This is a genomic window from Rheinheimera sp. WS51 (genome assembly GCF_050936095.1).
Taxonomy (GTDB): Bacteria; Pseudomonadota; Gammaproteobacteria; order Enterobacterales; family Alteromonadaceae; genus Alishewanella.
Genome location: NZ_JBOTRC010000001.1, coordinates 127,254 through 141,246, shown reverse-complemented (window position 1 = coordinate 141,246; position 13,993 = coordinate 127,254). Strand labels below are relative to the sequence as shown.

The following is a 13,993-nucleotide window of genomic DNA, read 5'->3' as shown; positions in this document are numbered from 1 at the left end:
TTAACCTCATTAAAGCAGCGTCTTAGGTGCCGCGCTGATAAACCAGCTGGCCCGTTGTTAAATTTACTAACAGGCCAGCTAACATCGCAAATTGCACCCCCTCGCTAGAAGCCATTAAAAATACCGCGGCCTGATTAAGCTCTGGCGTCGTCGGCCCTGAAGAGGGGCCATTGATACTAACCGGTAAGCTTGTTTTCACCTGCAATAAATTGCTGTCGCCGGTGAAATGACTATAGCCCTGACTTAATAATGCTATATAAGCAGCATCATCTAAGTTTAATGCGGTCGTTAATGGGTAGGCTTTACCTGATTGATAGTCTAACCCCGAGGCATCAAAGCAATGAAAGGCGCTATATACAGATAAATCACCCACTTCCACTATCTCTGCTTGGTTTTGCTTTTTAAATTCTATAGCTAAATCGACTTTAGCCTGATGCTGTTGCAAGTTAATGCTCAGGTTAGTAATTAAAACGTCTTTAATCGCTTCTTTGCGGTTATAAGGAATTGAGTCATACACAGCGAGCGATTGCTTGTTATAAGCTTGGCTTGCAATACTTTGCACACTTAAAATCAATAACTGATAATTCAGCTTTCTTGCCACACTTCTATTATCATCCTTAGGATAAGCTCCCGACTCAATTAGAATAGTGCTTATCCCCATACCAGTGAAAATATCGCCAAATGAACGAGTAGAATAGGTATCGTTATATTTAGCTAAATGCCCTGGTAACTCATACTGAATTAAATCGTGCATATCGCCAATTAATTGCATGGCTTTTTTTCGTATTGCATTAATATCTTTAGCAACATTAAAAGCCGGTGCTAACAATGAAATAGTGGCCGTTTTATTACTGTCGCCTACGGCATAAAAGCGGCTTTGATCATGCAAATTTAAGGCAAATGCTGGCTTAAAGTTTTTTGCTGCTTGCATTAATAATTGCCCTTCTGGCGTTTGTAATGCGCTAGCGTCACGGTTAATATCCATGCTCATTGCATTTAAACGACTTGCTCGTGCGGCACCATCGGGGTTAAGCATCGGAATAATGCGTAGCTTAACTTTACTTAGCCATTGCTGACACCAAGCGGCTTGCTGCTCAGATGCTAAAAAATTTAAAAAGTCCATTAATGCTGCGCTAGCGGTAGATTCATTACCATGCATTTGTGACCAAGCTAAAATTCTTTCATCGCCTGTGCCTATTTCAATTTGCCAAATAGGGATACCTAGTGTTGACTCGCCTAATTGACTGAAATTAAATAAGCTATTGTTTCTATGCTGCTCTAGTATTTGCGCTATATCATCATAGTTTAGCTGCGGTTTATCTAAACCCTGCTGCTTATATTGAGGATATTGCAGTGAAAATTCATTTGTTATCAATGACAAGTTCATAGGTACACCATGGTAAAGAAAAGAGTTAACGACAGCAGAATAAAGCATAGAAGCCGCAGATTTTGCGGTTAACTTAACAAAGAGTCATACTCGTTGAATAGTCTATAAAACAAATATTTAAGCATTTGCAAAAATTATGTTATTTGTTACAGCAACTATCAATAAAACAAGTTAAGTTATAACAGCTAACTGCGTTATTCATTGTAAATATATAAGTATAATTATGCATAACATTATAAAGTATTATAAAGCATACCCTATAGGAGGCCGCTTTGGCTGATTGGCTAACCTTAATTCCTGCTCTCATTGCTATTATTATTGTGCTGTGGCGCAAAGAAGTTATTTTGGCATTGTTATTATCACTTTGTTGCTCAGAGCTATTACTTTATGTCTTTAGCAATAACTCGCTTGATCCTAGTTTAGTCTTACATGGCAGCATTAATACTATTGAACGCATAGTTGCTGTAACAGCCGATGCCAGCAATGCACGCATATTAATGTTCTCATTATTAGTTGGCGGCTTATTAGCCTATATGCGTGATTCCGGTGGCGTTTCAGCTACGGTAGAAATGTTGGTGCGTAAAGGCATCGCTAAAACGCCGCGACAAGCGGGTTTACTTACCTTTTTTATTAGCTCTGTTACTTTTATTGAGTCGAACCTAAGCTCACTCACGGCCGGTATTAGCTCACGCGGACTCTTTGATAAGTTTAAAATGAGCCGAGCCCGACTAGCCTATATTATTGACAGCACCAGCGCCCCTATTTGTATTATTATTTTACTAAATGGTTGGGGAGCTTATATTTTAGGTTTGCTAAGCAATTATTCTTTAGGTGAAAACGCCGTTTCTGTACTGATGGGCACCATTGTTTTTAATTTTTATGCTTTATTTGCCTTAGCCGCCGTGCTGTACACTATTATCACAGGTAAAGTGCATGGCCCACTACGACGCGCTGAGCAAAAGTTAGCCAGCCAAGCCCAAGCAACTGAAATTAATGAAACCCCATCACATCCATCTTTTATGCTGGTTCCGCTATTTACCTTAGTGGCAGCGATGCTCGGCTTTATGATGATGACAGGCGATGGCAAACTTGTTGCAGGCTCTGGCTCAAAGTCAGTGTTATATGCCACTACAGTGGCCTGTTTAGTGGCCTACAGTATGATGTTATTCAGCCGTCGTTTTAACCATCAACAACTTGTCAATATTGGCTTTAAAGGCATAGCCGAATTACTGCCTTTAGTGACGATTGTTTTGCTTTCGTTATCTTTAGGTAGCAGTTTAAAACTGCTGGGCACAGGCACTTTTATTGCCTCTATTGTGAATGAAAACTTACCCTTAGTCCTGATCCCTGCCTTGTTATTTTTAGCCGGTGGTTTAATTTCAGTCACCACAGGCACTAGCTGGGGCACCTTTGCCATTTTAATCCCTATTGGTATGCCAATGGTGGAACTGCTTGGCTTACCGCCATCTTTAGTGCTAGCCGCTATTTTAAGTGGTGGCGTCTTTGGCGATCATTGCTCCCCCATTTCCGACAGTACAGCTGTAAGCTCTGTTGCCTCAGGCTGCGATTTACTCGAGCATGTAAAAACGCAACTTCCTTATGCTTTAGCCTGTGGTGCCTTAGCATTAATCGCCTTTGTCATTGCAGGAGTAATAATGATATGAAGCCGAGCACTCTAAAAGCATTGCCACTGTTAGCAGGCTTTTTTGCCGCAGCCTGCTGTAGTCTTGCCAGCCTATCAGCGACAGCAGAAAGTTCTGCAGCTATTCCGGCTGATTTTGTAGATGTAGCCACTATTGCGCCTTCTATCCAAGTGCATATGGCCTATTTTACTCCGAATAATTTCGTTGGTACTGTAATTGATGGCTATAAAGCTAATAAGTGTATTCTGCATACCGATGCGGCACACGCCTTAGCCAAAGCGCAACAAATCGCAACAGAGCAAGGCTATAGCTTATGGCTATTTGATTGTTATCGACCGCAACGGGCCGTTGATCACTTTATGCGTTGGGCCGCAGATTTAAACAACACTAAAACCAAAGCGGAGTTTTACCCTAATTTAGCCAAAGACATTTTAGTGGGTGACTATATTGCCCAAAAGTCTGGCCATAGTCGTGGCAGTACCGTGGACTTAACCTTAGCCAAACAAGATAATAACGGTCAGTGGCAGCAGCTAGATACCGGCAGCCCCTTTGACTTGTTTGATCCTATTTCTAATGTTGGGGCAAGTGGAATTAGCCAACAGCAACAAGCAAACCGACAGCAATTATTAGATATTATGACTGCAGCCGGCTTTAAGGTTTATAACATGGAATGGTGGCACTTTACTCATCAACCACCGGCTTATACCAACACCTATTTCGACTTTATGATCCGCTAAGACTAGCCCTTAGTATAGGTGCCTGCAGGGGCTATTTATGGTAAACTTGTTTATTAAATTTTTGGCAAATGGGAACTAAGTATAGGCCATGGCAAGACGGACAAAAGCTGACGCTGAAAGTACACGTGAAGCTATTTTAGATGCTGCCGTATACTTATTTTACGAACAGGGTGTTTCACAAACAACGCTAGCAAAAATAGCCCAACAAGCGAATGTGACTCGGGGGGCAATTTATTGGCATTTTGACAATAAAGCCGACTTATTTAACGCCATGTTAGAACGAGTTCGCTTACCCTTTGAACATTTACTTGCCGATGTTGCTAAAGATGAAAGCAGTGATCCTTTGCAACAAATTCGCCAGCTAATGATTAAATGTTTATTATTAGTCGCTAATAATGAGCAACATCACCGGATCCTGACCATTGTTTTTCACCGCTGCGAGTTTATCGATGAGCTTAATCCGGCGGTAACTAAGCAAGATGACATTGATGCCAGAGCAATCACAGTAATTGAGCGCGCCTTTAGCCGGGCTGAAAAAGCCGGCTTATTACGCCACGATCTCAGCCCACGTTTTGCGGCTTTATCATTACATATGTATATTCGCGGCGTTATTAGCCACTTTTTACTTAAGCCCACGCAATGTGATCTTGCTGCTAATGCACCAAACATTGTCGACATGATGTTATTAGGATTAAAAAAGCCGGCTTGTTAGCCGGCTTTTTTTATCAAGGTTGAAAACCTACTCTCTGGTTTTAGCTACTTGCTGTACTTCTGTTTCAATATGCTTTTTATCAAAAATCTTCATGATAACAAGATAGAAGATAGGCACTAAGAACACCGCTAATACAGTCGCAGAAATCATACCGCCAAGCACACCAGTACCAATAGCGTTACGGCTTGCAGAGCCTGCACCACTGCTGATAACTAAAGGCAACACACCTAATGAGAAAGCCATTGATGTCATAATAATAGGCCGCAAGCGTAAGCGAACCGCTTCTAAAATTGCATCAATTAAGCCTTTACCTTGTTCCTGTAACTCTTTAGCAAATTCAACAATCAAGATAGCATTCTTAGAGGCTAAGCCCATAGTTGTTAACAAACCAACTTGGAAGTACACATCATTTTCTAAGCCACGCATAAAGGTTGCAGCTAAAGCCCCTACTATACCAAGTGGTACAACGAGAATAACGGCAAAAGGTATAGACCAGCTTTCATATAGCGCCGCTAAACATAAAAACACCACTAAAATAGATAGGGCATATAATGCCGGCGCTTGCGAGCCAGATTGCTTTTCTTGATACGAGGTACCTGTCCACTCAAAGCTTATTCCGTCAGGTAGGCTAGCAATTAACTGCTCCATTTTTAACATGGCATCACCTGAACTAACACCTGGCGCAGGCTGACCTTGAATTTCCATCGCCGACACCCCGTTATAGCGCTCTAAACGCTGCGGGCCATATACCCAACGGCTGGTAGCGAAAGAGGCAAAGCTCACCATTTCACCGGCTTTATTGCGTACATACCAGTTATTAATATCTTCAGGTTTCATTCGGAATTTTGCATCCGCTTGAACAAAGACTTTTTTCACACGGCCTCGGTCAACAAAGTCATTTACATAACTTGAGCCCCAACCTATAGATAAGGTTTGGTTAATATCCGCAGGCGATACACCTAAGGCTTGTGCTTTTAGCTGATCAACATCAACCTGTAATTGCGCCGCATCTTCCATCCCATTTGGTCTCACACCCATTAGTGTGGGATCTTGTGCAGCCATTCCCAATAATTGGTTACGGGCTTGCAGTAGCGCTTCATGGCCTAAGCCTGCTCGGTCTTGCAAGAATAAAGTAAAGCCGGTTGCATTACCTAAGGCCGCAATAGGTGGCAAGTTGAAGGCAAAAATTTGCGCTTCTTTAACAGTACTAAAGTAGCCCATAGCACGGCCTATAACAGCATTCACACTTTGGCTAGCATCACGCTCTGACCAATCTTTTAAGCGAACAAAGGCTAAACCAACGTTTTGACCTTGGCCATTAAAACTAAAGCCAGATACTGTAAACGCAGACTCTACAGCCTCTTCGCTATTATAGTAGTCAGCAATCTTGGTCATCACCGCTTCTGTCCGCTCTTGGCTAGCACCCGTTGGCAGTTGCACCATAGTAATAAAAATACCTTGGTCTTCTGAGGGTAAAAACGATGACGGTAAGCGTAAAAACATAACCGCCATAACTAGCACAATAACGCCATAAACCAGCATTGAGCGTACTGGTCGTTTTAACATGCCGGCTACGCCGCGCTGGTAGCTATGATTAGTCCTGTCAAAACTTCGGTTAAACCAACCAAAAAAGCCACCTTTTTTAACATGGCCATTTTTATTTTGCTTTAACATAGTGGCACATAGCGCTGGGGTGAAAATAATAGCAACCAGTACAGATAACGCCATTGCCGACACTATAGTAATAGAGAACTGCTTATAAATAGCGCCCGTTGCACCACCAAAGAATGCCATAGGAACAAATACGGCTGACAACACTAAGCCTATACCAATTAACGCACCGGTAATTTGTCCCATAGACTTACGAGTGGCCTCAACTGCTGATAAGCCTTCCTCGGTCATTACCCGCTCAACGTTTTCAACCACAACAATAGCGTCATCTACCAATAAGCCGATAGACAACACCATGCCAAACATGGTTAAGGTATTAATGGTAAAGCCAAAGGCAGCCATAATGCCAAAGGTGCCCAACAGTACAACTGGCACCGCTAAAGTTGGGATCAAGGTTGCTCTAAAGTTTTGTAAAAACAAATACATTACAACAAAGACTAAAATAATGGCTTCTATTAAGGTTTGCACAACTGAGTTAATTGAAATTTCAACAAAAGGCGTTGTGTCATAAGGAATAACCGCACTTAGGCCATCGGGAAAATAAGGCTCTAATTCAGCCACCCGTTTTCTAACCGCATCGGCAGTATCTAAGGCGTTGGCTCCAGTGGCTAACTCAATAGCCATACCTGTGGCGACATTACCGTTAAATCTCGCTTTTACCGCGTAGCTTTCACCACCTAGTTCCACTCTGGCAACATCACCTAAACGTACTAATGAGCCGTCTTGATTTACTCGCAGTAGAATATCGCTAAACTCTTGCGCTGAAGTTAAGCGCGTTTGGGCTAAAATAGCTGCGCTATACTGCTGTCCGGGTAACGAAGGCGTACCACCTAACTGCCCTGCTGTCACTTGGTTGTTTTGCACCCGAATAGCGGAGACAACATCAGAAGGCGTCATTTTAAACTGATTAAGCTTATCGGCATCTAACCAAATCCGCATCGCATACTGACTACCAAATACCGTTACATTACCTACGCCTTCAGTACGGCTGATTGGATCTTTAATATTAGCAACAACATAGTCGGCAATATCATCCCGGCTCATATTCTCATTATTAGAAATAAAGCCGATAACCATTAAAAAGCTACCATTAGACTTAGCAACACGTACCCCTTGTTGCTGCACTTCCTGCGGCAATAAAGGTAACGCTTGCTGTAATTTGTTCTGTACCTGAACTTGCGCTATATCGCCATCAGTCCCGGTTTCAAAGGTTAAAGTAATAGATACATTACCAATTGAATCGGTATTCGCTGACATATACATTAAGTTATCTAGGCCATTCATGGCTTGCTCAATAACTTGAGTAACCGCATCTTCAGCTGTCTGCGCTGAAGCACCACGATAACTCGCGGTAATCGTGACTGCTGGCGGGGCAATACTAGGATATTGCTCAATTGGTAATTGTTTAATCGACAGTAAACCTGCCAACATAATAACAATAGCAATTACCCAGGCAAAAATAGGACGATTTATAAAGAAATTAGCCATCTGCTACTCCGTTTACTGCGCAGCAGTGTTAGTAGAATTATCACTTGCATTCACAGTACGTACCATTGCACCTGGACGCACTTTTTGCAAACCAGAAATAATAACCCGCTCACCAACAGCGACGCCTGAATTAGCAACCCAGTGACCATTAACACTTTGGCCAAGCTCTACAGGACGAGCCTCAACCTGGTTATCTGAATTAACCACCATTACTAAAGCTGCGCCTTTAGGTGTCCGACTAATAGCCGCTTGCGGGATTAAAATGGCATTATCATTAGTGCCGTGATGTAAAATGGCTCGAACAAACATGCCTGGTAATAAATCTGACTGCTCATTATCAAAAACGGCCCGAAGCGCCACCATACCCGTACTAGGGTCGACACTCACTTCTGAGAACGCTAAACGACCTTGCTGAGAGTACTTAGAGCCATCATCTAATAGCAAGTCAACCGTCACCTCTTGATTAATATCAGCACCGACTTGTCTTTTTAACTTTAACAATTCAGTACTAGACTGAGTTAAATCAACATAAATTGGATCCAGTTGACGTATTGTCGCTAAACCTTGCGCCTGGTTAGCTGTTAATAATGCCCCTTCTGTAACAGCTGAGCGGCCTATTTTGCCACTAATTGGCGCTTTAATTTTCGTATAATCAAGGTTAATTTGGGCACTTTGTAGTGCGGCCTCTGCACTTGCTACGCCTGCATCTGCCTGCATCATTAATGCATTAGCATCATCATAATCTTGTTGGCTAACCACTTTGCTATCTAACAAACCTTGGATCCGCTTAGCCTTATTTACCGCATTAAGTTGCACCGCTTTAGCGCTAGCTAAATTTGCCTTAGCACTAGCTAAAGCAGCTTGGTAAGTGGCCGCATCAATTTGATATAAAACCTGCCCCGCTTCAACGTACTGGCCTTCACGAAATAAACGCTGCTGTAAAATCCCACTGACTTGAGGCCTAATTTCTGCTTGGCGAAACTCGATTGTTCTACCTGGTAACTCAGTATTTAAAGCAACGCTAGAAGTAGTTAAGCTAATAACCTCAACTTCTGGAGTAAATTGTTGTGCAGGCCCCTGCTGCGGCTCACTACAAGCAACTAGCACTAAGCTGGCTACAGCGGTGACTAGTAATTTTAACTTTGTTGTCATAAAAACATCCTTTAGAAGACTGCCGTTTCTAGCATGGAAAACTTCGGCATTATAATGCAGTGCAATATACATACATGCATGTATGTTATCAATACAAGATCCGTTACATAGCCAATTATTGTCGTTAAAAAGCTTAAAATTAACTTCTGTAATTTTAGTCTATAAAGCCAACTTCTGAATCAACTAGGCAAAAATAGAAAGTCACTTATTATACCAAGACGAAAATTAGCGAAACTAGGTACAGCAACGGTAGGCTTAACAATGATTTAGCAGTACTATAAGTAACAGAAAATGTTAGTTTAATCAGTTAGCCTGAAAACAGCTGCTGTATATTGCGATTAATAACCTACAGGATAAACCATGTCGTCTTTGCAATGGAACACTGAACTTATTAGCCTCTTTAGCATGGCATGCTTAATCGCGGCTATTTTTGCTGCTTTAGTGACATTTATCCTGCGCCAGCGCAAACTGACCGCGTTACAACAGCAGTTACAAGACAGCGCCTTACATAATAGCCGATTAGCGCAACAGCTAATTGCAGCCGAAACTAGCCAGCACAATATTGAACAGCATTTACAGCAACAGCAACAGCAATTACAACAAGAACGCAATACGCTAAACCAGCTGCAACAGCAACTGAGTGAAGAAGGTAAAAAAGCGAAGATGTTTGAAACATCCAGCTTGCAAGCCAAAGATTACATTACTGAGTTAAAAAGCCAGCTTGAACAACAACAAAGCAAATTCAGCCAACTACAGCAGCAACACTTGCAGCTAACCAAGCAGCACACAGAATTAGATACCTCATTACAACAACGAGAACGCCACTTTGAGCAGCAGCTGTCTCAACTAGCCGAAAACAAACAAATCCTCAGTAAAGAATTTGAAAACCTAGCCAATAAAATTTTTGAAGAAAAAGGCAAAACCTTTACTGATACCAGCAAACAAAGCATTGATGGGATGTTGAAGCCCTTTCGTGAGCAAATTGAAGCTTTTCAAAAGCGCGTTAATGAAGTTCATGATTCAGCCACTCGCGGCAGCGCAAATTTAAACGCTGAAATACAAAAAGTGCTGGATATTGGTATTAACATGAGCAAAGAAGCCAATAATTTAACCACAGCATTAAAAGGTGATTCACAACAACGAGGAGCCTGGGGTGAAGCCCAACTGCAACGCACGCTAGAAATGAGCGGCTTAGTACAAGATGCGCACTTTTCGGTACAAACTGGTTTTAAAGATCGTGACGGCAAACAAAAGCAAACCGATTTTTTAGTAAAGTTGCCGGATAATAAGCATATTATTATTGATAGCAAAGTTTCATTAGTTGCCTACGATAGAGCAATTTCAGCTGACTCTAACGAAGCCTACCAGCTTGCGATGGCTGAACATATTAAAGCTGTACGGCGGCATATTGATGACTTAGCCAGCAAGGATTACACCAATTTAATTGGCATGCATAGCCCTAGTTTTGTCTTAATGTTTATGCCAATAGAACCCGCTTATATTGAGGCTTTAAAGCATAACAAAGACTTATTTGAATACGGATATAAACAAAATATCGTGCTTGTTTCGCACACGACCTTGATCCCCATTTTACGTACCGTCTCTAATTTATGGATGATAGAACGCAGTAATACGGAGGCATGTGAAATTAGTGAACGGGCAGCCGAAGTTTATAATCAAGTTTGTCTAGTTGCAGAGCGTTTGCAAAAATTAGGCGTAACCTTAAACACGGTTAGTAATCATTATAATAGTACTGTTACCGCCTTAGCTGGACAGCAAGGCTTATATGGCAAGGTTGATCGCTTTAGTCAGCTTTCAGCCAAGGTGAGTAAAAGCTTACCTCAACTAGAGACGTCACACCGCGACTTTGAGTCAGAGCGGTTATCTATGCTAATTGAGCCTATAGCACAGAGCAATGAAGCGGGATCTAACGAAGTGGCAGATAAAACAAATGGAATAAATTAGGCAGGGACAGAAACAACTAAGGCCTTAATATAAGGCCTTAGGATATGCATTCGTTGTTTAAGCTATGTTTGGCTAAATTGCAAAACGCGCTTAATTAACAATTAGATGCAAACGATGTTTTCAGCTTGTGGGCCTTTTTGACCTTGGCTTAAAGTAAATTGTACTTGTTGGCCTTCAGCTAAAGTTTTGAAACCGTCGCTTTTGATAGCGCTGAAATGGGCAAATACGTCTGGACCTGAAGCTTGCTCAATAAAACCAAAACCTTTAGCTTCGTTGAACCATTTAACGGTACCAGTAACAGTATTAGACATAATTAAAATCCTGAAATAAATTAAAAAATATATAAGCCTTGAATAGGCAATTCAGCAAGAAGAAAACTGAGATTTAGATATAACAGAACGAAGGTTTATGACTAAAACTGCGGATTGTACTTAAATAAAACTAGGCTTTCCCTCAAGCCAAGGCGACTATAGCGCGACTTGAGAGAGGCTGTCAACTGTTAGTTGAAAAAACGTGCAAAAATACAGATAACAATACTGACAGTACCACTTTGCCAGCCTAATTTACGCGTAATAGCTATAGCGATGTAGCTTTAAGCCAAGCCGCCTAAGCACAGATATTTAATATCGGTATAGTCATCAAGGCCATATTTAGAGCCTTCACGACCATATCCCGACTGCTTTATGCCACCAAAAGGCGCTGCAGCATTTGAGATAGCGCCGTCATTAATCCCCACCATGCCAAATTGTAAGGCTTGGCTTACCCTAAAAACTCGACCAACATCACGACTATAAAAATAAGCTGCTAAGCCGTATTTAGTATCATTCGCCAAGGCAATGGCTTGTGCTTCATCAGTAAAGGTTTGTAACGCAATTACAGGGCCAAAGATTTCCTGTTGGCTAATTTGCATATCCGCTGTCACCTGACTCAGTATTGTCGGCTGGTAAAACTGCGCCCCCGCACTATGACGCTGACCACCAAGTTCAACCTTAGCCCCTTGTTCAACAGCCTCTTGAACCAGCGTTTCTACTTTATCTAGGGCCTCTTTACTAATTAAAGGGCCTAGATCAGAGCCAGCAACTAGGCCGGACCCTACTTGTAACTGTTGCACCGCTGTAATTAACTTTTCGGTAAAACGGCTATACACAGCTTGATGCACAAGAACACGATTAGCACAGACACAGGTTTGCCCTGCATTGCGAAATTTTGCCACCAGCAAACCTTGTACAGCTGCGTCTAAGTCTGCATCATCAAATACAATAAAAGGCGCATTGCCACCTAATTCCATAGTGACTCGTTTAACATCTTGGGCGCACTGAGCTGCTAACACTTTGCCTACCGCTGTTGAGCCGGTAAAACTAAATTTGGCCACCCGAGGATCAGAAGTTAATACTGTACCTAAAGCTTTAGCATCTGTACCTACCACGACATTAAATACGCCCTTAGGAATACCAGCTTCTTCGGCTAAAACTGCCATAGCAAGGGCAGACAAAGGAGTTAACTGGGCAGGCTTTACAACAAAGGTGCAACCAGCAGCTAAAGCCGCGGCGGCCTTGCGCATCATCATGGCATTGGGAAAGTTCCAAGGCGTAATAGCGGCAACCACGCCTACCGCTTGCCTCTGGACAATAATACGCTTATCGGCAGAGGGCGCAGGAATAGTATCGCCATCCATGCGCTTAGCCTGTTCGGCAAACCACTGCAAATAAGAGGCACCATATTGAATTTCTGTTTCAGCTTCGGCTAATGGTTTACCTTGCTCGGCGGTGAGTAGCAGAGCGAGATCTTTGGTATGGCTAATTAACAACTGATACCAAGCGTATAAAATCTCAGATCGCTTAGCGGCAGGCTGCGTACTCCAGCGAGTAAAGGCATCACTCGCAGCAGCTATAGCATCTGTTGCTTGTTCTACTCCAGCATTAGCAACCTGGTGCAATTGTTGCCCATCCGCGGGGTTAATTACCGCAAAGAAATTATCTGAGTTATGCCAGTTTCCACCTATATATGAGCCGTTTCGTAGTAAATAGTTTGAAAGTGTCGGTTGCATTTTCACTCCTCTATCTTTAAACAGACTTTAACGGCGTTTCGCTACCATATTTAAGGATTAAACCTAACTAGCCTATCAGCTTAGTAACTAGTCACCAGATTAAACATCACTGTAGTACACTACAACATTAAAGGATAACGGTACTCACTAAATAACCACTATAGCCAATATAAACCATTAGCAATAACGCCCCATGTAAACGATTAATACGCCCTTGCTTTTTATAACCATAGCCCATGATAAATAACGCTGCTGTTAATCCGGTCATTAATGCCCAATCTCGGCTAAGTACAACCGAATCCAGTGACATTGGTTTTATTGCTGCTGCAATACCTACAACGGCAAGAGTATTAAAAAGATTAGAGCCAATGACATTACCTAAGGCTAAGTCATGCTCTCCTTTTTTTATTGCTATAAGCGAGGCCGCAAGCTCGGGTAAAGAAGTGCCAATAGCCACTACGGTTAAACCAATAACAAGATCGCTAACCCCTAAACTTTGGGCAATAAATACGGCGCCAAATACCACTAATCTTGAGGCGACAACCAATAAAACTAAGCCGACAACCAACCAAAAGAGAGCTTGTTTTAATGACAAGTTAGTTTCACTAAATTCCGCATCAGACTGGGCGCTATAATCGTCTTTTGCATTTCGCATACCTTGCCATATTGACCAGCCCATAACAGCAAAAAACACCGCTAACAAACCCCAAGCATCAGCTCGACTTAGGTAACCGTCGTACAGCTGCCAACCGGCAAATAAAGTAATTAACATTAAAATAGGTAGCTCTTTGCGAACCACTTGAGAATTGACAGCTATAGGGCTAATTAGCGCAACTAAGCCAATAATTAACGCAATATTGGTGATATTTGAGCCATAACCATTACCAATCGCCAAAGCGGGATTGCCATCTAAAGCAGCAATAGCAGATACCACCATCTCAGGTGCTGAAGTACCAAAGCCAACAACGACCATACCAATTAATAAAGGTGGCATACCGGCATAACCTGCAGTTGCAGCCGCCCCATCAACAAACTTATCGGCACTCCAAACTAATAACGCTAACCCAGCAACTAATGCTAAAATTGCTAATAACATCACCCATCCTATTATCTTGCTCAAATGCGCGCAGCATAGCACGATGCAAAAGTATGGCACAGTCTTGATAGCTTGCTTTTGCCAGCTTTTTACCG

The 13,993-nt window shown here is 42.2% G+C and carries 10 protein-coding genes; 4 read left to right on the top strand and 6 right to left on the bottom strand.

The genetic code is table 11. The annotated features are described in order from the left end of the window. Nucleotides 1-22 precede the first annotated feature (22 nt). Entirely contained in the window at nucleotides 23-1,387 is a 1,365-nt protein-coding gene (locus ACRCA4_RS00750; protein ID WP_433182749.1) for a M14 family zinc carboxypeptidase, read from the bottom strand. Nucleotides 1,388-1,659: 272 nt separating this feature from the next. Here ACRCA4_RS00750 and ACRCA4_RS00745 point away from each other — a divergent pair, with 272 nt between their 5' ends. From ACRCA4_RS00745 to ACRCA4_RS00735, 3 genes are all read left to right on the top strand, one after another. After that, nucleotides 1,660-3,051, top strand: coding sequence for a Na+/H+ antiporter NhaC family protein (locus ACRCA4_RS00745; RefSeq protein WP_433182746.1), 1,392 nt, complete (start codon nucleotides 1,660-1,662; stop codon nucleotides 3,049-3,051). Then, a complete protein-coding gene (locus ACRCA4_RS00740) occupies nucleotides 3,048-3,767 on the top strand; it encodes a M15 family metallopeptidase (RefSeq protein WP_433182743.1) in 720 nt (239 codons plus the stop codon). Before ACRCA4_RS00745 ends, ACRCA4_RS00740 begins: the two co-directional genes overlap by 4 nt. Nucleotides 3,768-3,855: 88 nt before the next feature. Further along, entirely contained in the window at nucleotides 3,856-4,479 is a 624-nt protein-coding gene (locus tag ACRCA4_RS00735) for a TetR family transcriptional regulator (protein WP_433182740.1), read from the top strand. A gap of 27 nt (nucleotides 4,480-4,506) precedes the next feature. On the opposite strand, the gene ACRCA4_RS00730 is transcribed toward ACRCA4_RS00735, so the two are convergent. Both ACRCA4_RS00730 and ACRCA4_RS00725 read right to left on the bottom strand, forming a co-directional pair. After that, nucleotides 4,507-7,638, bottom strand: coding sequence for an efflux RND transporter permease subunit (locus ACRCA4_RS00730; protein ID WP_433182737.1), 3,132 nt, complete (start codon nucleotides 7,636-7,638; stop codon nucleotides 4,507-4,509). A gap of 12 nt (nucleotides 7,639-7,650) precedes the next feature. After that, nucleotides 7,651-8,790, bottom strand: a complete 1,140-nt coding sequence (locus ACRCA4_RS00725; RefSeq protein WP_433182734.1) for an efflux RND transporter periplasmic adaptor subunit — start codon at nucleotides 8,788-8,790, stop codon at nucleotides 7,651-7,653. Between the two features lie 360 nt (nucleotides 8,791-9,150). On the opposite strand from ACRCA4_RS00725, the gene rmuC reads away from it, so the two are divergent. Further along, nucleotides 9,151-10,755, top strand: a complete 1,605-nt coding sequence (gene rmuC, locus ACRCA4_RS00720; RefSeq protein ID WP_433182731.1) for a DNA recombination protein RmuC — start codon at nucleotides 9,151-9,153, stop codon at nucleotides 10,753-10,755. A gap of 101 nt (nucleotides 10,756-10,856) precedes the next feature. On the opposite strand, the gene ACRCA4_RS00715 is transcribed toward rmuC, so the two are convergent. From ACRCA4_RS00715 to ACRCA4_RS00705, 3 genes are all read right to left on the bottom strand, one after another. Beyond that, the gene (locus ACRCA4_RS00715; RefSeq protein WP_070048214.1) at nucleotides 10,857-11,066 is read right to left on the bottom strand and encodes a cold-shock protein; all 210 of its coding nucleotides are present in this window, start codon (nucleotides 11,064-11,066) and stop codon (nucleotides 10,857-10,859) included. 281 nt (nucleotides 11,067-11,347) lie between these two features. Beyond that, complete coding sequence (locus ACRCA4_RS00710) at nucleotides 11,348-12,802, bottom strand: NAD-dependent succinate-semialdehyde dehydrogenase (RefSeq protein WP_433182728.1); 1,455 nt, start codon at nucleotides 12,800-12,802, stop codon at nucleotides 11,348-11,350. Nucleotides 12,803-12,929: 127 nt separating this feature from the next. Then, nucleotides 12,930-13,898 (bottom strand): calcium/sodium antiporter, encoded by a 969-nt coding sequence (locus tag ACRCA4_RS00705; protein WP_433182725.1) that lies wholly within the window; start codon nucleotides 13,896-13,898, stop codon nucleotides 12,930-12,932. Nucleotides 13,899-13,993: the final 95 nt, after the last annotated feature.

Bases quoted from the DNA above. Each gene is read 5' to 3' on its own strand.
- ACRCA4_RS00750 (WP_433182749.1), bottom strand. From the start codon at position 1,387: ATGAACTTGTCATTGATAACAAATGAATTTTCACTGCAATATCCTCAA.
- ACRCA4_RS00740 (WP_433182743.1), top strand. From the start codon at position 3,048: ATGAAGCCGAGCACTCTAAAAGCATTGCCACTGTTAGCAGGCTTTTTT.
- ACRCA4_RS00735 (WP_433182740.1), top strand. From the start codon at position 3,856: ATGGCAAGACGGACAAAAGCTGACGCTGAAAGTACACGTGAAGCTATT.
- ACRCA4_RS00730 (WP_433182737.1), bottom strand. From the start codon at position 7,638: ATGGCTAATTTCTTTATAAATCGTCCTATTTTTGCCTGGGTAATTGCT.
- ACRCA4_RS00725 (WP_433182734.1), bottom strand. From the start codon at position 8,790: ATGACAACAAAGTTAAAATTACTAGTCACCGCTGTAGCCAGCTTAGTG.
- rmuC (WP_433182731.1), top strand. From the start codon at position 9,151: ATGTCGTCTTTGCAATGGAACACTGAACTTATTAGCCTCTTTAGCATG.
- ACRCA4_RS00715 (WP_070048214.1), bottom strand. From the start codon at position 11,066: ATGTCTAATACTGTTACTGGTACCGTTAAATGGTTCAACGAAGCTAAA.
- ACRCA4_RS00710 (WP_433182728.1), bottom strand. From the start codon at position 12,802: ATGCAACCGACACTTTCAAACTATTTACTACGAAACGGCTCATATATA.
- ACRCA4_RS00705 (WP_433182725.1), bottom strand. From the start codon at position 13,898: ATGTTATTAGCAATTTTAGCATTAGTTGCTGGGTTAGCGTTATTAGTT.